At 35.6% G+C, this 21,495-nt stretch carries 17 protein-coding genes; 5 read left to right on the forward strand and 12 right to left on the reverse strand.

Annotated features, from left to right (window positions below):
• Nucleotides 1-305 precede the first annotated feature (305 nt).
• The 12 genes from AMD00_RS17830 to dnaA form a co-directional block, all read right to left on the reverse strand.
• Nucleotides 306-1,406 carry an HD-GYP domain-containing protein gene (locus tag AMD00_RS17830; RefSeq protein ID WP_053418407.1) on the reverse strand — a complete coding sequence of 367 codons (1,101 nt, stop codon included), beginning with the start codon at nucleotides 1,404-1,406 and terminating at the stop codon, nucleotides 306-308.
• A gap of 180 nt (nucleotides 1,407-1,586) precedes the next feature.
• Nucleotides 1,587-3,383: an oligopeptide ABC transporter substrate-binding protein gene (locus AMD00_RS17835; RefSeq protein ID WP_053418408.1), complete on the reverse strand. Its 1,797-nt coding sequence runs from the start codon at nucleotides 3,381-3,383 to the stop codon at nucleotides 1,587-1,589.
• A gap of 16 nt (nucleotides 3,384-3,399) precedes the next feature.
• Complete coding sequence (locus tag AMD00_RS17840) at nucleotides 3,400-4,311, reverse strand: ABC transporter permease (protein WP_053418409.1); 912 nt, start codon at nucleotides 4,309-4,311, stop codon at nucleotides 3,400-3,402.
• Nucleotides 4,312-4,344: 33 nt separating this feature from the next.
• Nucleotides 4,345-5,307, reverse strand: coding sequence for an oligopeptide ABC transporter permease (gene opp4B, locus AMD00_RS17845; RefSeq protein WP_053418410.1), 963 nt, complete (start codon nucleotides 5,305-5,307; stop codon nucleotides 4,345-4,347).
• Nucleotide 5,308: 1 nt separating this feature from the next.
• On the reverse strand, nucleotides 5,309-6,256 hold the full coding sequence (locus AMD00_RS17850; RefSeq protein WP_053418411.1) for an ATP-binding cassette domain-containing protein: 948 nt from the start codon (nucleotides 6,254-6,256) through the stop codon (nucleotides 5,309-5,311).
• Nucleotides 6,253-7,266: an ABC transporter ATP-binding protein gene (locus AMD00_RS17855; protein WP_053418412.1), complete on the reverse strand. Its 1,014-nt coding sequence runs from the start codon at nucleotides 7,264-7,266 to the stop codon at nucleotides 6,253-6,255. The genes AMD00_RS17850 and AMD00_RS17855 overlap by 4 nt, the downstream gene beginning before the upstream one ends.
• 583 nt (nucleotides 7,267-7,849) lie before the next feature.
• Nucleotides 7,850-10,381, reverse strand: a complete 2,532-nt coding sequence (gene gyrA, locus AMD00_RS17860; protein WP_053418413.1) for a DNA gyrase subunit A — start codon at nucleotides 10,379-10,381, stop codon at nucleotides 7,850-7,852.
• Nucleotides 10,382-10,407: 26 nt separating this feature from the next.
• Entirely contained in the window at nucleotides 10,408-12,333 is a 1,926-nt protein-coding gene (gyrB, locus tag AMD00_RS17865; RefSeq protein ID WP_390394434.1) for a DNA topoisomerase (ATP-hydrolyzing) subunit B, read from the reverse strand.
• Nucleotides 12,334-12,406: 73 nt separating this feature from the next.
• Entirely contained in the window at nucleotides 12,407-13,528 is a 1,122-nt protein-coding gene (recF, locus tag AMD00_RS17870) for a DNA replication/repair protein RecF (RefSeq protein ID WP_053418414.1), read from the reverse strand.
• Between the two features lies 1 nt (nucleotide 13,529).
• A complete protein-coding gene (gene yaaA, locus AMD00_RS17875) occupies nucleotides 13,530-13,757 on the reverse strand; it encodes a S4 domain-containing protein YaaA (RefSeq protein WP_038179148.1) in 228 nt (75 codons plus the stop codon).
• A gap of 178 nt (nucleotides 13,758-13,935) precedes the next feature.
• On the reverse strand, nucleotides 13,936-15,072 hold the full coding sequence (dnaN, locus tag AMD00_RS17880) for a DNA polymerase III subunit beta (protein WP_038178757.1): 1,137 nt from the start codon (nucleotides 15,070-15,072) through the stop codon (nucleotides 13,936-13,938).
• 171 nt (nucleotides 15,073-15,243) lie between these two features.
• Nucleotides 15,244-16,587 carry a chromosomal replication initiator protein DnaA gene (dnaA, locus tag AMD00_RS17885; RefSeq protein ID WP_038178759.1) on the reverse strand — a complete coding sequence of 448 codons (1,344 nt, stop codon included), beginning with the start codon at nucleotides 16,585-16,587 and terminating at the stop codon, nucleotides 15,244-15,246.
• 557 nt (nucleotides 16,588-17,144) lie between these two features.
• On the opposite strand from dnaA, the gene rpmH reads away from it, so the two are divergent.
• The 5 genes from rpmH to mnmE all read left to right on the forward strand — a co-directional run bounded on the left by rpmH (nucleotide 17,145) and on the right by mnmE (nucleotide 21,482).
• Nucleotides 17,145-17,279, forward strand: a complete 135-nt coding sequence (rpmH, locus tag AMD00_RS17890) for a 50S ribosomal protein L34 (protein WP_036200974.1) — start codon at nucleotides 17,145-17,147, stop codon at nucleotides 17,277-17,279.
• 220 nt (nucleotides 17,280-17,499) lie between these two features.
• Nucleotides 17,500-17,853, forward strand: a complete 354-nt coding sequence (gene rnpA, locus AMD00_RS17895; RefSeq protein WP_038178762.1) for a ribonuclease P protein component — start codon at nucleotides 17,500-17,502, stop codon at nucleotides 17,851-17,853.
• 59 nt (nucleotides 17,854-17,912) lie between these two features.
• Complete coding sequence (gene yidC, locus AMD00_RS17900; protein WP_053418415.1) at nucleotides 17,913-18,680, forward strand: membrane protein insertase YidC; 768 nt, start codon at nucleotides 17,913-17,915, stop codon at nucleotides 18,678-18,680.
• Nucleotides 18,677-19,495, forward strand: a complete 819-nt coding sequence (gene jag, locus AMD00_RS17905; protein ID WP_053418416.1) for an RNA-binding cell elongation regulator Jag/EloR — start codon at nucleotides 18,677-18,679, stop codon at nucleotides 19,493-19,495. Before yidC ends, jag begins: the two co-directional genes overlap by 4 nt.
• A gap of 601 nt (nucleotides 19,496-20,096) precedes the next feature.
• Complete coding sequence (gene mnmE, locus AMD00_RS17910; RefSeq protein WP_053418417.1) at nucleotides 20,097-21,482, forward strand: tRNA uridine-5-carboxymethylaminomethyl(34) synthesis GTPase MnmE; 1,386 nt, start codon at nucleotides 20,097-20,099, stop codon at nucleotides 21,480-21,482.
• The last annotated feature ends 13 nt before the right edge of the window (nucleotides 21,483-21,495 follow it).

Here is a 21,495-nt window from a genome sequence, read left to right on the forward strand (position 1 = left end):
TGATTAACGTCTTGCATGTTCAGTTTTCAAGGTTCATTTTGTCGTTTTGTTTTGACGACTTTTAAATCTTAACATTTATATCTTCAACTGTCAACAACTTTTTTAAAAAGTTTTATTTGAAAGTGAAGTTATTAAGTTTTGTTCGGTACGTCTTAGCGACAAGTAATATAATATAACACTTTCTATATAACTGTCAACACTTTTTAATAAAAAATAGAATTCTATCCCTAACATTTAAAACTAATTATTTTTCTAAAGAGTTTCTTCCTATAGAAGGACTTAATTTAGGGATAGAATTAATAAAGCTAATCGGCGATTAATCTTTCGATATATAATATACGATTCCTTGATAAGTCTATGATTTCTGATGTGTCTATCAACTTTACAACCGGTCGAGTAGGGGTATCCTTATTTACAAAAACAATTGTTGCTAATGCAAAATTAGATAATTCTACTTTTGTTCCTAATGGTAAATCTGCTAAACAGCTAAATAAAGTATGAACTACTTCAATATTAAATTTGCCAAATTGCGATTCTCGGATCATTTCTAATACTTTAAAAGACGATTCTTTTTCTCTGTATACTCGTTCGCACGTCATAGCGTGGAAAACATCAGCTACCGCAATAATATGAGAGTACACAGCAATGGAATTACCTTTCTCACCTAATGGATAACCACTACCATCTAATCGCTCATGATGCTGATATATAGCAATCTTCATATCAGATTTTAAAAGAGGAATTTCTTTCACTAATTGTGCACTATAAAAGGGATGTTCTTGAATTTCTTTAAGTTCTAACTCAGTTAAAGTCCCTGCCTTTTCAAGAATCTTTTTATTCACTTTTGCCATACCGCAATCAGCTAAAGCTGCTGCGCTGGCAACTTGAATAATATCTCCTTTTGATAAGCCCATTTTATGCGCAATTGCAGCTGATATTAAACTAAGCGCAACTGAATGGTGATAAATATAATTTTTAGAATCTGAAAGTTCATTTAATGAGAAAATAAGTGCACGATCTCTTAATACATAATCTATTAACGGAAGTATAATAGTACGAATCTTTACAATATCAACTTTACTACCCGCCTGCCACTTAAAAAATTCAGCTTTAAATTCTGCAACACTCTTTCCATATTGGTTAGCAAATGGCGTCATACTTTCAACTACCACTTCATCTTCTTTAACAGTTTCAGGAACTAACGTGATTTCCTTTTCTTTTTTTTCAACGAATGATGTAGTGAGCACTGGGATTTTTGGGATTTGGAAAGCCTGAAATACAATTAAATGCTCTCTAGTAATTTTAGTGTCTTTATATACAATAGGGTATTGTGTATTTGCCATTATATCCTCGGCCACGATACTACCCAATCGCAAATCAGCCACCTTCACTAATGTAGCACTCATAAGCACACACTCCTTCGAAAATAATTAATTTGTCCTAGTATATATTGTATCTAAAACTTACTTTAATTGTAATATAAATATTTAGTCCTTTTGTCATTTAAATTTTATACATAAAAAACTCCAAGCATTGCACATATAGTACAATTGCTCGGAGCTTCTTTAATTTGGTTACTTACCTTGTTATTTAATTGGCTCTTCAGCAGTAAGTTCCAATACGTTTAAATCAGTAGCATTAACCCAGTCTTTATTGTAGTTTTTCACACGTTTGTTAACTGGCATAATTTCTGTACGGTAGTAAGTTGGGAATACTGGCGCTTGTTCAGCCATGTAGATTTGCCAATCCTTAAATGCTTTTGCACGAACTTCTGGATCGATCGCTTCTTTTGAATCGATTTTAGCTAGTAATTTATCTAACTCAGGAGAAGTGAATCGACTATAATTGTAAGATGAATCACGTCCATAAAGACCTAATGGAGACGGGTTAGTACCAGTACCCCATGCAGCCATGTATACGTCAATATTTTTGTCATCAGCTTTTACTTTATCATAGAAACTATTGAATTCGATTAAACGACCTGTTGTTAAGACAACATTTAAACCAACATCTTTCCAATTTTGCAGGTAAAATTGCATCATAGCTTCGTCTTTATCATCGCCAGACATACCTGCCATTTTAATTTCAAGTTTTTTACCGTTTTTATCTTCTCTTAAACCATCTCCATCAACATCTTTAAATCCTGCATCATCTAATAATTTTTTCGCTTTTTCAGGATCATATTTAAATCCTTCTAATGTATCATCATAGAATGCAGAGAATACTGGTGGAATCAATGAGTTAGAACGTGAACGTAAGCCACTATAATATTCATCAGCTACTTGCTCAACATCCATTGCATATGCAAATGCCTGTCGTAGACTAACGTCACCCATTTTAGCGTTTGGATCTGTTATACTTTCACCTGTTTTACTGTCAAATTTACCAAGTTTGAAACCAACATAAGAATAAGCTAATTCTTTACGACCTAGTACTGTTAAGTTTTTCAAATCTTTAACTCCATCATAATTCGTTGCGCTATACGATGTAGCGATGTCATACTTACCAGCTTTTAAAGCTTCTGCAATTTGAGTTGAAGGAACAGTTGTTAATACAACTTTATCAATTTTAGGTTTGCCTCTCCAGTAATGTTCGTTAGCTACGAATTGTACTGATTCACCATTTACAATTTTATCAAATTTAAATGTACCAAGAGTAACTGGTGCTTTACGGATTTTATCCGATTTAATTAAATCTTTGATTGCTACGTCTTTTAAGTAATGTTTTGGTGCTGCAGTGCCCCATAAACCGTCACCACCGTTGTAAATAGCAGGTGATAATTTTTTGAATGTAATTTCTAAAGTATGATCATCAATTTTTTTCAAACCTGAGATAGTTTTTGCTTTACCTGCATGATACTCTTCAGCACCAATAATATTTTTGAAATCACCATCATAACGAACACCAGTGTAATCTTTATGACCTATAATTTCATAAGGGAAAATAACATCTTCAATAGTTAAAGGTTCGCCGTCAGACCATTTTACGCCTTCACGAATTTTAACTGTTACTTTATTGTTATCAGCATCTACTTTTAAAGAAGCGATACCTTTATCACTAATTAAGAAATCTTCTTTTGTGTCATATAGACTATTACTTGCAAATGCCATAATTTTATCATCGTACGCATCTTCGTATAATTCAGCTAAGAAGATCCCTTTGAATGGTGAGTCATTTACAAGAGCGACTTGTAAAGTACCACCCTTGATTGCCTCATCATTGTTTTCTACAGCTACTGGAAATGCGCTTGCATCTACTTTTTCCTCTTCTTTTTCCTTTTCTTTGCCACCGCTAGACTCTTTGCCCTTATCTCCACCACAAGCTGCTAAAACTAACGCTAGAGCTAATAGCATAGAAACTAAAAACCAATTCTTTTTCTTCATCTTTTTTCCTCCTTTATCATCCTAATCTCTGTCTTGCATCTGCTGAACGACGTAATGCCTGTCCAACATAATTTATTCCTAACATCAATACTAAAATTAGTAATGCTGCCGGTAACCAAACCCATAATTTCGTAGACAATACTTCGGGATTTGCTGCGTAACTAACAAGAGTTCCTAAACTTGGTGTTGATGGTGGTAAACCGAAGCCAAGGAAGGATAATCCTGTTTCAATACCGACATTTCCTGCAAAGTTCAATGTCAATTCTACAATTATAAGAGAACTTATATTCGGCATGATTTCTTTAAAGATAATAGTTGAATTACGAGTTCCCATTGTCTTAGAAGCACTAACATAATCCCTTCTACTTTCTGATAGGGACTTACTACGTATTAGTCTTGCAGTACCTATCCATAAAAAGAGACTCATTATTAATATAAAAGCCGCTACATTATATTTGGGAATAATTGTAACGAACACAATAATAATCATAGTCGTTGGCAGTGTCAAAAAGAAGTCAATAATACGCATAAATATATTATCGATAAGCCCACCAAAATAACCTGTTACTAACCCTATAACAACACCAGCAATTCCAGTTATTATCGTAATAATAATTGCAATTGTGATTGAGTTTCTAGCGCCAATAATTAATTGCCCTAAAATGGATCGCCCACCGTGGTCCGCTCCAAGTATAAAACCTTCACCTGGTTCAGCATATTTACCTCTTATACTAATACGCATTAGTTCCTCTTGATCGATGAATAATGAGGCTACGTAAATGCCCACAATAATTAACCCTAATAAAATTAAAGAGAACATTGCTAGTTTGTCTTTTTTAAACTCCCTTAATATGACTTGGAATCCAGTCGGTGGAGAGCTAATTGTATCTTTTGCCGTATTTTCCGTACTATTTGTTTGTTGTGTCATCTCTATTCACCTCTCCTTTGTCATTAAGATTCATCATTCTATCCGAATTCTTGGATCAACAATACTCATAATAATATCGGACAGTAGACTACCTAATAATGTTAAGAAGCCGAACAACATGACAAGCGTTGTAATTACGCTATAATCACGTGATGCAATAGATGAAATAAATAACTGCCCCATCCCTGGGTAGCCAAAGATTGTTTCGATAAATACCGACCCGCCCAATAACCCTGTAATAGTAAATCCGAAGAAGGCAGCGATTGGTAATAATGAGTTTCTGAAAATATGTTTAGTATAAACTTTCGAAATCGGAAGACCTTTACTTCGTGCTGTCTTAACATAATCCATTGATTTTGAATCGATTATTTCCGAACGTAAGTATTGAATTACTCCAGTAGTAGCTAGTAATGCATAAGTGATAGCTGGCAAAAGCATATGGTACACTTTGCTCCAGAAATAGCCCCAAGTACCAGGATCGTGCGAAACATCCACCGTTCCACTAGTTGGAAAAATCGGGATGTGATAACCAAACATAAATAAGAAAATCAACGATAATACAAATGTAGGAATCGCATAACTAATAAAGCTATATAAAACAATTCCCTTATCTAGCAACGAATCCTGATAGCGTCCAGCTAAAATACCTAACGGAATGGCAATAGCATACAGTAAAATAACGCTTAATAATGATAGCCAAAAGGTATTCATAGCACGCTCACCAATAAGTGATGAAACCGATACTTTAAATGTATAGCTATCACCAAAGTCACCTTGGAAAGCATTTGTAATCCAATTGTAGTATTGGACATACCAAGGATCATATAATCCAGCTTTTATCTTTAACTCTTCTATTACGTTTGGGTCTGTTTCTGGTGTTATTAACCCTGTAAATGGATCACCAGGCATAAACTTCGCCATAATAAAGATAAGTAAGCTAAGGACAAATAACTGTGGAATCATAACTAAAAATCGTCTTAATACTGTTTTCCACATTTCAGTTGCCTCCTTTGTCTTGCGTACTCATGGCAACCGAATGCGTACTACTTAATTGTTTTAGAGCATAGACTTTGCCATTTTCATCATAATACTTATGTTGTTCGGTTTGATAAATTGCTTCTACCCCTTGACGCTCTGCTTTACGCGCAATACGAGTAGACGGTTCAATATTAGGAATTGCTGATAATAAGCGTTGAGTATATATGTGTTGAGGATTTTTATAAACATCCTCACGACGACCAGTTTCAACAAAACGTCCCTTATACATAATTGAGATATGATCACACATATGTTTTACAACACCTAAATCATGTGAGATAAATAGATAACTCAAGCCATATTCCTGTTGAATATCTTTCATAAAGTTTAAAACTTGAGCCTGTACTGATAAATCAAGCGCCGAAACAGGTTCATCTGCAATAATCATTTTTGGATTACAAGCAACTGCTCGAGCAATACCAATACGCTGCTTTTGCCCTCCTGAAAATTCATGTGGATATTTATATTTAGCGTCCTCTGGCATCCCTACAATTGCCAGCAATTCATTAATCCGTCTATTTTCCTCTTGATCGCTTAATTTCAAAAAATTCCGAATAGGTTCTGCAATAATATCCTTTATACGCTTTCTTGGATTCATACTAGAATGTGAATCTTGGAAAATCATCTGTATATCTCTGTTATACGCTGAAGTTCTTTCACGACGTTGATTGGTAACATTTTCCCCTTCATAAATAATGCTTCCAGATGTAATTTTCTCTAACCCTATAATTGCCTTCCCAGTAGTGGATTTACCCGAACCAGATTCACCAACTAGACCGTACGTTTTTCCTTTTTCAAATTCCATATTAACTCCATCAACCGCATAGACATGATCAACAACTCTGTTGAAAAAGCCACCGCGAATTGGATAATGTACACATAAATCTTTTATTTGCATAAAGCTCATCTTAGTTGTCCCCCCTCTGCACCTTCAAAATCGAAGTGTTTCCAGCAAGTACATCTTACAAGGTGTCCGGGGGCAACTTCATGTAATACTGGATTTTCCTCATGTGCATCTGCAGCAATCCATGGAATTCGAGATGAAAAACGGCATCCTTGGCGCGGTAAGTTTTTTAGTGATGGTACTAAACCTTTAATTACTTGAAGTTTCTCGTTTTCGCTATTCATCTGAGGAATAGAATTAAGTAGTGATCTTGTATAGGGATGCTTAGGGTTATTAAATAACTCCTCTACTGGCGCTTCTTCAATAATTTGACCTGCATACATAACCGCAACGCGATCTGCAACTTCTGCAACTACTCCAAGGTCATGTGTAATTAATATAATTCCACTCTTTGTCTCAGCTTGTAATTCTTTCAATAAATCTAATATTTGTGCCTGAATCGTAACATCCAGAGCTGTTGTTGGCTCATCCGCTACAATAATAGCTGGTTTGCAAGCAATGGCAATGGCAATTATGACACGTTGACGCATCCCACCTGATAATTGGTGTGGAAACTGATTTGCTACCCTTTCAGGATTAGGTATTCCAACTTGATTTAACAATTCAAGAACACGTTCAACTCTCTGCTCTTTTGTAAATTTCGTATGGTAGACTAAAGATTCTGAAATTTGTTCACCGATTCGCATTAAAGGATTTAATGCAGATAATGGATCCTGAAAAATCATTCCTATATCATTACCACGAATACTATTAAACTTATCTTCTGGAAGTCCTGCAAGGTTTAAATCTTTATAAAGAATTTCACCTGTAACTTTTGTATTATTTGCAACATGTAAACCAAGAATTGAAGTAGCAAGTGTACTTTTACCACAACCTGATTCTCCAACTATAGCTAAAATCTCATTTTTGTTTAGATTAATAGAAACATCATCAACAGCATTATAATATGTATCCTTTATTCGAAAACCGGTGTGTAAATTCCTGATGGTTAATAAATTCTCTGAGCTAGCCAAAATATGTCTCCTTTCAAAAACTCGTAATGTAGAAAGAATATTAAGAAAATAATAACAGTGTATCGAGCGAAAATATATACATAAAATTAAATAATATGTCAATTACTTTAAAAAACTCATACAAATGTTATATATTGATTTACATTTTACACACTCATTCCAATTTTAGTCAATCTATTTAATTATTTTTTCTTAATATAGTATAAAAATATGAAGATTCAATCTATTTGTGGTGCAAAGCGCTTAACGGCATCTACTAATCTATTACTTTAAAGTATAAAAGTATTTAAATAAAATATTCTAATATAATATAAGATTTTCTATAGTATTTTATTTGTTCCCATATCGAAATCTTTTTTTGTCGTATTTTGTGGAATTATAAATAAAATTTCCTGAAAAAACCCTATAATATTGGGTTTCCTTGTTTATTCTGTCGCCTCATCATTTGCTCTTTCCTAAAGTCATAAAAATCATAATTAATTTCCATATCTTTTTAAACCCTGTCTAATAAAGTTATGAAAATAATAATAAAAAAAGAACCTCGATTAGTTTTAATCGAGATTCTTCATATTAATAAGTAAAATTATTCTGCATCTGTTGGTTCAGAATCTGCATCAGTTTCTTCTACTGTTGCCTCTCCTAATTCAACAGATTCTTCACTTTCATCTAATTCTTCATCTTCTTCAGATTCCTTTGCAACTTTTGCAACTGTTGCAACAAGCTCTTCATCACCTAGACGAATTAGACGAACACCTTGCGTACTACGTCCTGTTACAGAAATATCGTTAATATCCATACGAATTAGCATACCGTTAATTGTAATGAGCATTAAGTCTTCTGAACCGTCCACTGTTTTCACAGCAGATAAAGGACCGTTCTTATCTGTAATTTGACAAGTTTTAATACCTACTCCACCACGAGTTTGAATTCTATATTCTTCTTCTGGCGTACGTTTTCCGTAACCTTTTTCTGTTACAACTAAAATTTCTTGTCCTGGCTCAATCATTTCCATTCCGACAACATAGTCGTCATCTTTTAGGCGGATACCACGAACCCCTGCAGCTGTACGACCCATTGATCGAATGTCTTCTTCATTAAATCGTACAAGCATACCATTTCGTGTACCAATGATGATTTCTTTTTTCCCATCTGTAAGACGAACAGAAATTAATTCATCATCTTCACGTAGAGAAATAGCTATTAAACCATTGTTACGAATATTAGCAAAGTATGATACTGGAGTACGTTTTGTTACACCAGTACGCGTAGTGAAGATAAAGTAAGCGTCATCTTCAAACGAAGGAACACGTATCATTGCTGTTACTTGTTCATCCTTATCAACGCTTAATAAGTTAACAATCGGTAATCCTTTAGCTGTACGACCATATTCAGGAATTTCATAGCCTTTTGCACGGAATGCCTTACCTTTAGATGTAAAGAATACAATTGTATCATGCGTAGACGTATTCATTAGATGTTCAACGAAATCATCATCGTTGGTACCCATCCCTTGAACACCACGACCTCCACGCTTTTGACTACGATATGTGTTCGCAGGTAAACGTTTGATATAGCCATTGTGTGTAAGGGTAATAACTGAATTCTCACGAGGAATTAAATCTTCGTCTTCAATCATTTCCATACCGCCAGCAGTAATTTCAGTACGACGTTTATCATTGAAACGTTCTTTTACCTCAAGCAATTCTTCATGAATAATTTGGCGAATCTTACCCTCGTCTGCAAGAATTTCACGTAACTTAGCAATTAAAGCTTGTAATTCTTGATATTCACCTTCGATTTTCTCACGTTCTAAACCTGTTAAGCGTTGTAAACGCATATCTAGGATCGCTTGTGCTTGACGTTCACTTAGGCTGAACTTATCCATTAAACCATTTTTAGCTTCGTCACCTGTTTGTGAGCTGCGGATTAAGTGAATAATCTCATCAATATGATCCAGTGCAATACGTAAACCCTCTAAAATATGTGCACGGTCTTCAGCTTTTTTCAATTCGAATTGCGTACGTCTGCGAATTACTACTTTTTGGTGTTCTAAATAATGATAAAGAGATTCTTTCAAACTTAAAACTTTTGGTTGCCCATCTACTAACGCAAGCATGTTTATACCAAAGCTTGATTGCATCGCTGTTTGTTTATATAAATTATTCAATACAACATTAGAGTTTGCATCTTTGCGAATATCAATAGCTACACGCATACCATTACGGTCAGACTCATCGTTAATATTTGTAATACCATCGATTTTTTTGTCTCGTACTAACTCCGCAATTTTTTCGATTAATTTTGCTTTATTTACTTGGTATGGAAGTTCGTGAATAACAATTGTATCTTTACCATTCGATTTTTGTTCTATTTCAACTTTAGCACGAATAATAATAGAACCACGACCAGTTTCATAAGCACGACGTATTCCACTTCGGCCTAGAATTGTACCACCTGTAGGGAAGTCTGGTCCTGGGATAATTTCCATTAACTCTTCCGTTGTAATTGCTGGATTATCAGAGATTGCTAAAACACCATCAATAACCTCACCTAATTGATGAGGAGGAATATTAGTAGCCATACCAACAGCAATACCTGAAGCACCGTTAACAAGTAAATTTGGATAACGTGCTGGTAACACGATTGGCTCTTTTTCATTGCCATCATAGTTATCTTGGTAATCGATTGTGTCTTTATTAATATCACGCAGCATTTCCATTGCAATTTTAGACATACGGGATTCCGTATAACGCATGGCAGCAGCACCATCACCATCGACAGAACCGAAGTTACCATGACCATCAACTAACATATAACGATAGCTAAAATCTTGCGCCATACGCACCATAGCATCATAAATAGATGAGTCACCATGAGGGTGATACTTACCCATTACGTCACCAACGATACGTGCTGATTTTTTATACGGCTTATCAGAAGTACTACCTAACTCTTGCATACCGTACAAAATACGACGATGTACTGGTTTTAAACCATCGCGGACATCAGGTAAAGCACGCGAGACGATAACACTCATTGCATAACTTAAAAACGAAGTCTTAATTTCTTTACTTATGTTAATCCCCTTAACACCAGGGTTATTAATTTCTGACAAAGTGCTTACCTCCCTTCACTAGCTCGTTAAATATCTAGATTTTTCACGTAAACAGCATTTTCCTCAATAAATTGACGACGTGGTTCTACTTCGTCTCCCATCAATTGTTCAAATGTGCGGTCCGCTTCTATTGCGTCATCTAGTTCAACTTGCAGTAATGTACGATGCTCTGGATCCATTGTCGTATCCCATAATTGCTCTGCATTCATTTCACCGAGACCTTTATAACGCTGAATACCTGGCTTTGGTAAGTTTGGGAGACGCTCTAAAATTTCTTGAAGTTCTTCATCGCTATAGCAATATTCAACATGTTTCCCTTGTTTTACTTGATACAGAGGGGGCTGTGCAATATAGATATATCCTGCTTCGATTATTGGTCGCAAGAATCGGAAGAAGAATGTTAATAATAGAGTTCGAATATGTGCTCCATCTACGTCTGCATCAGTCATGATAACGATTTTATGATAACGTGCTTTTTTCAGTTCGAAATCTTCGCCAATACCTGTACCAATTGCTGTAATCATTGCTCGAATTTCAGCATTAGACAGAATTCTGTCAAGACGTGCTTTTTCAACGTTTAAAATTTTACCACGCAAAGGTAATATTGCCTGGAAATGACGATCACGACCTGATTTAGCTGAACCACCGGCAGAGTCACCCTCTACGATGTAAATCTCACTCTCATCAGGATGACGAGAAGAACAGTCAGCTAATTTACCTGGTAAGCTAGAAACTTCTAAAGCGGATTTACGACGAGTAAACTCACGTGCCTTTTTAGCAGCAACACGCGCTCTAGCTGCCATCAAACCTTTATCAACAATTGTTCTAGAAACTGCAGGATTTTCCAATAAAAATCTCTCAAAGCGTTCAGAGAACAATGAGTTTGTAATTGTACTTACTTCAGAGTTACCTAATTTTGTTTTCGTTTGCCCTTCAAACTGCGGATCTGGGTGTTTAATCGATACGATGGCAACTAAACCTTCACGTACATCTTCACCTGACAAATTCGCATCGGCATCTTTAATTAGATTATTTTTACGCGCATAATCGTTAATAACACGTGTCAAAGCTGTTTTAAATCCAGATTCGTGCGTACCACCTTCATACGTATTGATATTGTTAGCAAACGAGAAAATATTAGATGCAAATCCAGCATTATACTGCATAGCGATTTCAACCGAAATACCATCTTTTTCGCCCTTTAAATCAATTGCTTCATGAAGAGGTTCTTTCTTTTCGTTAATATGTTCAACATACGATTTAATACCACCTTCATAGTGGTATGTATTTGATCGTACTTCTTCACCACGTTCATCCGCTATCGTAATACTAATACCACGATTTAAGTAAGCTAGCTCGCGAATACGGTGTGCTAATATATCAAATTCATAAACTGTTGTTTCTTTGAAAATTTCAGGATCCGCTTTAAAGCGTGTTGTTGTTCCTGTTTCTTCAGAATCGCCAATAATTTGAAGTGGTTGATCTGTTTTACCGCGACTAAAACTTAAGAAATGTATATGACCATCGCGCTTTACATACACTTCAGTTGAAACTGATAATGCGTTTACTACAGATGCACCAACACCATGTAAACCACCAGACACTTTGTATCCGCCACCGCCAAATTTACCTCCGGCATGTAACACAGTCATAATAACCTCAACAGCTGGTTTCCCCATTTTTTCTTGATTGCTTACAGGAATACCACGACCGTTATCGTCGACACGGATCCAGTTATCTTTTTCGATTGTTACTTTAATTTCATTACAGTATCCAGCTAAGGCTTCATCTATACTGTTATCTACAATTTCCCACACCAAATGGTGAAGACCTTTAGAACTCGTAGTACCAATATACATTCCCGGACGCTTACGAACTGCTTCTAAACCTTCTAATACTTGTATCTGATCTGCATCATATGCAGCAGGCTGTTTATTCTCTTCCATTGCCATTTGTTCCACCTACTCTTTCATGACATCAGTATGCGTTTTAAATTATTTTACTAACCACTGACCTGTATTAACACTAGGTTTCCTCTACTTCAACAGAACCTTGCTTCACATGAAACATGGCTGCTTCTCGTATTGTATCATGGTCAATTCCTTCAACACTTGTTGTTGTCACAAAGGTCTGAACTTCACCTTGAATAGTATTCAGTAAGTGTGACTGACGGTAATCATCTAACTCTGAAAGAACATCATCTAGTAACAAAATTGGCGCTTCCCCAACTTCTTGTTTAATAAGTTCAATTTCAGCTAATTTGAGTGATAGGGCCGTCGTACGTTGCTGACCTTGGGATCCATATGTTTGTACATCATAATCATTCACAAGGAACTGCAAATCATCTCTGTGCGGTCCAATTAATGTGACACCCCGTTCAAGCTCGCGTGGCAAGGCATCTTGTAACTTCTTCTCTAAGAAATTTGCCATCTCAGCAATCGTCCACTCCGGGTTCATACCACTTACTGGTCGATAACGAATTTGTAATCTCTCTAAATTTCGAGAGATACCAAAATGAATTGGCTCTGCCCACTCCTGAAGTAAATCCATAAATTGAAATCTTTTATGAATAACTTTTACTGCAGCTTGAATATATTGTTCGGTATATACATCAAACATTACATCTTGCAATGCCGATTTTCCTTGGTTTTTTTTCAATAAATGATTTCGTTGCTTTAATAGCTTTTGAAATGTTAATAAATCATGTAAATATACTGGAGAAATTTGCCCGATTTCCATATCGAGAAAACGTCTTCTGATTTGGGGACTGCCTTTTACTACAGTTAAATCTTCCGGGGCAAACATTACGACATTCATCTGTCCAATATAATCACTTAAACGGCTTTGTTCTAAATGGTTAACCCTTGCTTTTTTCCCCTTTTTAGAAAGAGTTAATTCCAAAGGTAGATGACCATACTTTTTTTGAACGTCACCTTCTATTTTACCATAATCTTCGCTCCACCGTATCAATTCTTTCTCATTCGAAGTACGATGCGATTTCGCCATCGATAAAACATATATAGATTCCATAACATTTGTTTTCCCCTGTGCATTTTCCCCTAAGAAAACATTAATTTTCGGGGAAAATGTCAAGTCTAACGATTCATAATTACGGTAATTCGTCAGCTTTAACCGATCTATATACATGTTATTCTCCGTTCGTTGGACCAGTTATCTGAAATCTCCCTGTTCCAGGAATGTTCACAGTATCACCAACATATAATTTACGTCCACGGCGATTATCTACTTCTCCGTTTACATAGACATCGTTCTCTTGCAAGAACCATTTAGCCATTCCACCTGAGCTAATAGCATCTGTTATTTTTAATAATTGGCCAAGCGTTACAAATTCAGTATCAATAGCAATTTCATTCACAGTTAATTTCATCCTCTTCTATTTTTCTCTATCCCTATATTTTACCGAACTTTTGTTCATAAGTAAAAAGGATAGTCATCGAAATGACTATCCTTTAGTAAAACCAGTTATTTATGACCAGGTCATAAATAATCTTGGGAAATAATTCACATCTATCGTTATATTGAAATAATTATTTTTAGTAAGTGCGGACAGGTAAAATCAATTGTAATATAGCATCGTCATGTACAGAGCGAATAATAAATGGTCTCATAGCTCCTGTAAATTGAATGACAACATCTTGTCCATCAATTGCCTTTAATGCATCCATCATATATTTTGCACTGAAAGAAATTTTCAATTCTTCCCCTACAAGTGAACTAACTTGAATTTGTTCTTCCACTTTTCCTACCTCAGGTGAATTAGAAGAAATTTCAATCGTGTCATCTTGCATAGTTGTAAAACGTACTACATTGTTACGATCTTCACGTGCAAGTAAAGAAGCACGGTCAATGGCTTGAAGTAAAGAGCGACCATTTACAGTCACATCTGTTTTATATTCTTCAGGAATTAGTCGAGATGTATCAGGATAATTCCCTTCTAGTAAGCGTGAGAAGAATAAAACATCATTTGTTTTGAATAAAACTTGTTGGTTTGTCATAACAATATCTACAGGAGTAGTTGCATCGTTCAAAATTTTACTTAATTCAGTCAAACTTTTACCAGGTACAACAACACTAGATTGTTCACTTGGTAAATGTTCTAAAGTGACTTTTCGACGAGCAAGACGGTGACTATCAGTTGCAACACATACAAGTTCTCCGTCTTTTATTTGCCAGTGAACACCTGTTAACACTGGACGACTTTCACTTGTTGATACTGCAAATACTGTTTCGCGAATAATTGATTTTAATAAATCAGCAGGTACAGTAAATTGATTATCTTCACTCAACTCTGGTAATAAAGGATACTCAGTTGAATCTAAACCAATTAAGTGAAAATCGGATTTACCAGAACGGATACGTGTTTGGAATTTCTCTGATACTTCAAATTCAACGTCATTAGTAGGTAACTTACGAACAATCTCATTGAACATTTTTGCTTGCAGCACTATTGAACCTGGTTTTTCAACATTGATTAATTGTTCTCCATTTTCTTCAACAGGTATATACGTTTGAATTGTAATATCTGCATCACTACCAGTTAAACGCATTCCTTCTTCGCTTACATCAATTTTTATCCCTGTCAAAATAGGGATTGTTGTTTTTGAACTAACTGCCTTCATGACATCATTTAGTCCATCTAATAAACGATCTCGCATGATATCAAATTTCATAAACTTATACCTCACTTATATATATTATTATTTATTAAAAGATTAATAGATATAGTAGTAGGGGTTGTGGATTTGTGGATAAGTCTAATTTAACGAATAAAATCAGCCTATCCGAGTGTAGACAGGCTGTGTATAAGTATGTTGTTAACTTTCCGGGTTATCCACAGGTTTTTACTTACCTAGCATACTTTTTATCTGTTTAATATCTTGCTGCAATTTTTGATCTTCTTTAAACATGGTTGAGATTTTCTCATGTGCATGGATGACTGTTGTATGATCACGACCACCAAATTCTTCACCAATTTTAGGTAATGAAAAATCAGTTAACTCGCGTGATAAATACATAGCGATTTGACGTGGAAATGCAATTGATTTTGTACGTTTTTTCGCAGTAAAATCCTCTAATTTAACATGGAAGTGTTCCCCAACAGCCTTTTGAATATCTAAAATGGTTACCATTCTAGGTACGGAGTTTGGAATAATATCCTTTAATGCTTGTGCAGCTAATTCAGCCGTAATATCTTGATTTACGAGCGATGAGTAAGCAACTACGCGGATTAAAGCACCTTCTAATTCACGAATATTAGAATCAATTTGGTTTGCAATATATAGCATAACCTCATTTGGAATATCTAATCCATCAGCCTTTGCCTTTTTTCGTAATATTGCAATTCTCGTTTCTAAATCAGGTGGTGCAATATCTGTTATTAGACCCCACTCGAAGCGTGAGCGTAAGCGGTCTTCCAAAGTTGGAATCTCCTTTGGAGGTCGATCACTAGAAATAACTATTTGCTTCGATTCCTCGTGCAAAGTATTAAAAGTATGGAAAAATTCTTCCTGAGTTGATTCTTTTCCAGCTAAGAATTGAATATCATCAATTAGGAGGACATCTACACTACGATACTTATTACGGAATTCCACAGCTTTATTGTCGCGGATAGAGTTAATGAACTCATTTGTAAATTTTTCAGATGACAAATAAACCACCTTAGCATTAGGGTTATGTTCCAATACATAGTGGCCAATTGCATGCATTAAATGGGTTTTTCCTAAACCTACGCCTCCATATATAAATAATGGGTTATATGCTTTTGCTGGTGCTTCTGCAACGGCTAACGAAGCGGCATGTGCAAAGCGGTTACCAGACCCAATAACGAATGTATCAAATGTGTTTTTTAAGTTCAGCATACCAGGGGAGAAATCTGGACGATCATCTTGTTTTTCTTGAACACGTGGCGATGGAATATCAAAATCATCAAAGCCTGGGTCTTGTTGAACGACAAAACGGATATGCAAATCTTTTCCTGTTAATTCTGCCAAAATAGAAGCAATTAGCTGTACATAGTGATTTTCCAACCATTCACGCCCAAATGAATTTGGCGCTGCAATAGTTACGGTATCACCTTTGTAAGAAAGTAGCTTCGTGGATTTAAGCCAAGTTTCAAAGCTTGGTTTTGAGATCTTTTGTTTAACTTGTGAGAGCACTTTGTCCCATAACTCTTCTAAATGTTCCAAGCTTCTTTCTCCTTTACATAAATATCTCTATTGAATATTTGGTTATAAATGCGGTTAAAATATGTTTATAAATGAACTATACACGATAGATACTCACAATAAAAACAAGTTGTGGATAAATGTTATTCTTAGCTAGTGGATAAAACTATCCACATATTATTAACAATTGTGGATAACATTTTGCATACACAAATTTATTTACAGAGTAAAACACAATAATCTTATCAAAAAAAACCATGTAATTCAAGATGTTTTCGAAGTTATCCACAAATTGCATAAATATGCACAACGAACTTATCCACAACGGGTGAATTTGTGCAGAACCTGTCTATAAGTCTTGTGGATAATTTTGAGGGTGTAAAATAGTGTCCACACTAGTTTTGGAGAGTAGGGTATTAGATTGTGGATAACTTACTAGTGAATAAAACTCCACTAACTGGATCGCTATAAAATGTATTTTCTAAATAAGCATTGACAGAATGACCGTAATTTATATATAATATGCAAGACTGTCTGTAGTATTTTTTATAATAGACTTTCCAGGAGGTGTCATATAAATGAAACGCACATACCAACCGAAAAAACGTAAACATAGTAAAGTACATGGCTTCCGCGCACGTATGAGTTCTAAAAATGGTCGTAGAGTACTTGCTGCACGTCGTCGTAAAGGAAGAAAAGTATTATCAGCATAAGTCCACTGACCAACATCAGTGGTCTTTTTTTTCTTTATGGAGAAATTAGTGTTTAGCATTGTTGGTTTCTCTCCAAAATGGTTAAACAATTATGGTTAACTTCTTCTACACTGTTTAAAAAGGTAATCGTAAAAGTCTATTGTTTTGGAGAAAATCAACGATCAGTATAAATGGAACCTTCTTATAGAGAAGAAAGAACAATGAATAAGCAGGTGCAAAGATGAAAAAACGCCGCAGAATTAAGAAGAATGAAGATTTTCAAAAAGTATTTCGTAAAGGGAAGTCATTTGCAAATCGTCAATTTGTTGTCTACTGTTTACCAAAAGAGGGACAAGAAGAATTTCGCATTGGACTATCCATCAATAAGAAAATAGGTAAGGCAGTCACTAGAAATCAAATTAAACGTTATATCCGTCAAAGTTTCTTCGAATTACAAGATGATTTGAGAAATGATATGGAATACGTGATTATCGCCAGACATCCGGCGGCCACAATAGATTTTCATGAAACAAAAAAGAGCTTACAGCATGTTTTAAAAATTGCGAAGGTTTTAAAAAGAAGTAGTAGAGAGTAATAGAAGGTGCATGATAAAATAGCTGATAGAAAATGAAAGTTATTTTAGGGGGATGAAGATTGAAGAAAAAACTTTGGGTCATTCTCGCACTTACTTCATTAACATTATTATTAACTGGGTGTACAGAATATAACCAACCAATTTATAGTGACACTGAAGGCTTTTGGAGCAAATATATCGTTTGGCCATTCGTAGCTTTCATAACATTATTTAAAGGATTACTGGGTACGTATGCTTGGGGGATAGTTTGCGTAACGATCATTATTCGCTTAGCTATTTTGCCGTTAATGATTAAACAGACAAAAAGTGCGAAGAAAATGCAAGAATTACAGCCTAAATTGGCGAAGTTAAAAGAGAAATACAGCTCTAAAGATGCAGTAACGCAGAAAAAGTATCAAGAAGAAATGATGAAATTAATGAGTGAATCTGGTGCTAATCCAGCAGCTGGATGTTTACCAGTGCTGATTCAAATGCCAATTCTAGTTGGTTTCTATCACGCAATTAGTCGTATGAACTCGACACCAGAAATTAACTTGGGCGACTTTTTCATGTTCCCATTAGCAGAATCGAGTATTGTACTCGCTGTTCTAGCAGGTATCATGCAGTTTATTGTTCTACGTACTGGCCCAGCGATGGATAATCCACAAATGCGAATTATGATGTATATCATGCCATTTATGATTATTGGATTAGGTAGTTATTTACCTGCCGCTTTATCGCTTTATTGGGTAATTGGTAATATTATTACATTCATACAAAATCTTGTTATGTATAAGCCTTGGAACAAAACAACTAAACCTGCAAAAACAGGAGGGGCTAAAAAGTGAAACAGATTACGCAAATGGGAGCAACCGTAGAAGAAGCGATCTCTATAGCGTTAAAAGAGCTTGACCTTACCCGAGAGCAAGTAGATATTGAAATACTTCAAGAAGGTAAAAAGGGTTTTTTAGGTTTTGGTTCACGTAAAGCAAATGTACGTGTAACTGAAAAACAACTTGAGAAATCCGATCAAGAGCAACAATCTGTGCAACAGGCAATGGAAGAACTGAATGAAATAGAATCATCAGAAGCAGTAGCGATTATTTCGAAAAGTGAAGTAGAAAATATACAAGAATCAACAACTGAAAACCTACAATCAACTTTGGAAGTTGAAGAAAATGAATTAATAGATGAGAAACGTAACGATAACACAGTTGCTATTGAGCATGCAGTCACTTATTTAACAGATATAGCAAAGCAGTTAGATATCAATGACTTAACTATTGATGTTGAAGAAAAGGGTAAAATCATTAACATTAGTTTAGAGAGCAAGAAGGCAGCCTTACTAATAGGTAAACGTGGCCAAACGCTAAACTCCCTTCAAGAATTGACACAATTAGTTGTGCATCAATACGCAAAACGATTCGTCTTAGTTAAATTAGACGTAGAAAATTATCGTAAGCGTCGTCAAGAATCATTGGAGCAGCTAGCAAATCGTATGGCAGATAAGGCCGTTTATACAGGGAAAAAGATTGAGCTAGAGCCAATGCCTTCGAATGAGCGAAAAATTATCCATCATATTCTTGCCAATCGAATTGATATCGAGACGTATTCTGTTGGATCGGATACTAAAAGATATTTAGTTATTGAACCAATTCGATAAAGGAAATACTCTTTAAAGCCCATCTCATTCTAAATGAGATGGGCTTTTATTTGTTTTAATGGATAATTTTAGTGGGTTAGTATGTATCCGTTTGTTAAATAATGAATTTACGAATAAAAAATTGTAGCTTTTTTATTAAATTTAAATATTTAGTTTCAGGAGCTAATACTCGGGAAGTTTCACAGCTAAATGAGCACCTAAGCTAACAGAATGTTGGTCGTGGGATCATGGAACTGTAATGACACGCCGTCGAGAACTTCAGGAGTTGCTGTCCGCGACTCTCGAAAGAAAGTTGAAAAGGTACTTTGATTAGAGATTTCAATTAATTGTTGAGCTTAACGAGTGCTTGCAGCAGTAAAAAAGTCAGCCAACTTTAGGAGCTGGTTGCTCGGAACGTTTTAGAGGAGGGCAAAGTCAAAGAGTGATTTTGTCTTCTGCCTATCAATGACCTTGTCGATAAATGAGCGCCTTCTGCATTTAAAAAAAGTTGTCCACAATTCTACTTTTCGAGCTTTTATGCTATTATTGTATGTTAGAGAGTTAGTTCGTTTTTAGGTTATCCACATGTGGATAATTTTTAATTTTTTAGGAGGTATTATCTATGGAGTTCGATACAATTGCGGCTATCTCAACGCCAATGGGTGAAGGGGCAATTGCCATTGTCCGTTTAAGTGGGGATGAGGCTGTTGCTATTGCAGATCGTGTGTTTCATGCACCGAGTCGGAAAAAGTTATCCACACAGCCGTCACATACTATTCATTATGGACATTTAAAGGAGCCTGAATCAGGAGAGGTAGTAGAGGAAGTCATGCTATCGATGATGAAAGGGCCAAAAACATTTACACGTGAAGATGTAGTAGAAATTAACTGTCATGGTGGAATAGTTTCAGTGAATCGAGTACTGCAATTAGTATTGAAGAATGGTGCGCGATTAGCTGAGCCTGGTGAATTTACTAAGAGAGCATTCTTAAATGGCCGAATCGATTTATCCCAAGCAGAAGCTGTAATGGATTTGATTCGTGCAAAAACAGATCGTGCAATGAATGTTGCACTTGGTCAAATGGACGGGAAATTATCACGATTAATTAGTGAACTTAGACAAGCACTATTAGAAACTCTAGCGCAAGTAGAAGTAAACATAGATTATCCAGAATATGACGATGTAGAAGAGATGACAATTCCTCTGATGCTCGAAAAGTCTACTTGGGTAATGAAAGAGATTGAGAAACTTTTACAAACATCTTCTCAGGGCAAAATTTTGCGTGAGGGCCTTTCAACTGTTATACTAGGTCGTCCGAATGTCGGCAAATCATCACTATTAAATAGCCTTGTACAAGAAAATAAAGCAATCGTTACAGACGTTGCTGGTACAACGCGTGATATTATAGAAGAGTACGTAAATGTAAGAGGTGTCCCATTACGTTTGGTTGATACTGCAGGTATTCGTGAGACCGAGGATATCGTTGAGCGCATTGGTGTTGAACGCTCTAGACAAGTATTGAAAGAAGCAGATTTAATCTTGCTTGTTGTGAACTATGGAGACGAACTTACTGAGGAAGATGAACGTCTTTTCGAAACGATTCAAAATATGGACTATATAGTCGTTGTTAATAAAACAGATTTGTCACAACAGATCGACTTAGCTCGTGTACAAGCATTAGCGGGCAATCGCAAAGTGGTGACAACATCATTACTTAAAGAAGAAGGTGTCACAGAGCTTGAGGAAGCAATTGCGGCATTATTCTTTGAAGGATCATTGGAAGCTGGAGATATGACATATGTATCAAATGCACGCCATATAGCTTTACTACACCAAGCGCATTCAACGATTAAGGATGCTATTGAAGCAGCTCATGCAGGTGTACCTGTCGATATGATTCAAATCGATGTCACTAGAACATGGGAACTTCTTGGTGAAATTATTGGAGATACCGTGCAAGAAAGCTTAATTAATCAGCTATTTTCACAATTCTGTTTAGGGAAATAAACTTAAATATAGA

Source organism: Viridibacillus arvi (assembly GCF_001274945.1).
Classification (GTDB): domain Bacteria; phylum Bacillota; class Bacilli; order Bacillales_A; family Planococcaceae; genus Viridibacillus; species Viridibacillus arvi.

Excerpts from the sequence above, each read along its gene's own strand:
- AMD00_RS17830 (WP_053418407.1), bottom strand. The coding sequence starts at position 1,406 with ATGAGTGCTACATTAGTGAAGGTGGCTGATTTGCGATTGGGTAGTATC.
- AMD00_RS17835 (WP_053418408.1), bottom strand. The coding sequence starts at position 3,383 with ATGAAGAAAAAGAATTGGTTTTTAGTTTCTATGCTATTAGCTCTAGCG.
- AMD00_RS17840 (WP_053418409.1), bottom strand. The coding sequence starts at position 4,311 with ATGACACAACAAACAAATAGTACGGAAAATACGGCAAAAGATACAATT.
- opp4B (WP_053418410.1), bottom strand. The coding sequence starts at position 5,307 with ATGTGGAAAACAGTATTAAGACGATTTTTAGTTATGATTCCACAGTTA.
- AMD00_RS17850 (WP_053418411.1), bottom strand. The coding sequence starts at position 6,256 with ATGAGCTTTATGCAAATAAAAGATTTATGTGTACATTATCCAATTCGC.
- gyrB (WP_390394434.1), bottom strand. The coding sequence starts at position 12,333 with ATGGCAATGGAAGAGAATAAACAGCCTGCTGCATATGATGCAGATCAG.
- recF (WP_053418414.1), bottom strand. The coding sequence starts at position 13,528 with ATGTATATAGATCGGTTAAAGCTGACGAATTACCGTAATTATGAATCG.
- dnaN (WP_038178757.1), bottom strand. The coding sequence starts at position 15,072 with ATGAAATTTGATATCATGCGAGATCGTTTATTAGATGGACTAAATGAT.
- rpmH (WP_036200974.1), top strand. The coding sequence starts at position 17,145 with ATGAAACGCACATACCAACCGAAAAAACGTAAACATAGTAAAGTACAT.
- rnpA (WP_038178762.1), top strand. The coding sequence starts at position 17,500 with ATGAAAAAACGCCGCAGAATTAAGAAGAATGAAGATTTTCAAAAAGTA.
- mnmE (WP_053418417.1), top strand. The coding sequence starts at position 20,097 with ATGGAGTTCGATACAATTGCGGCTATCTCAACGCCAATGGGTGAAGGG.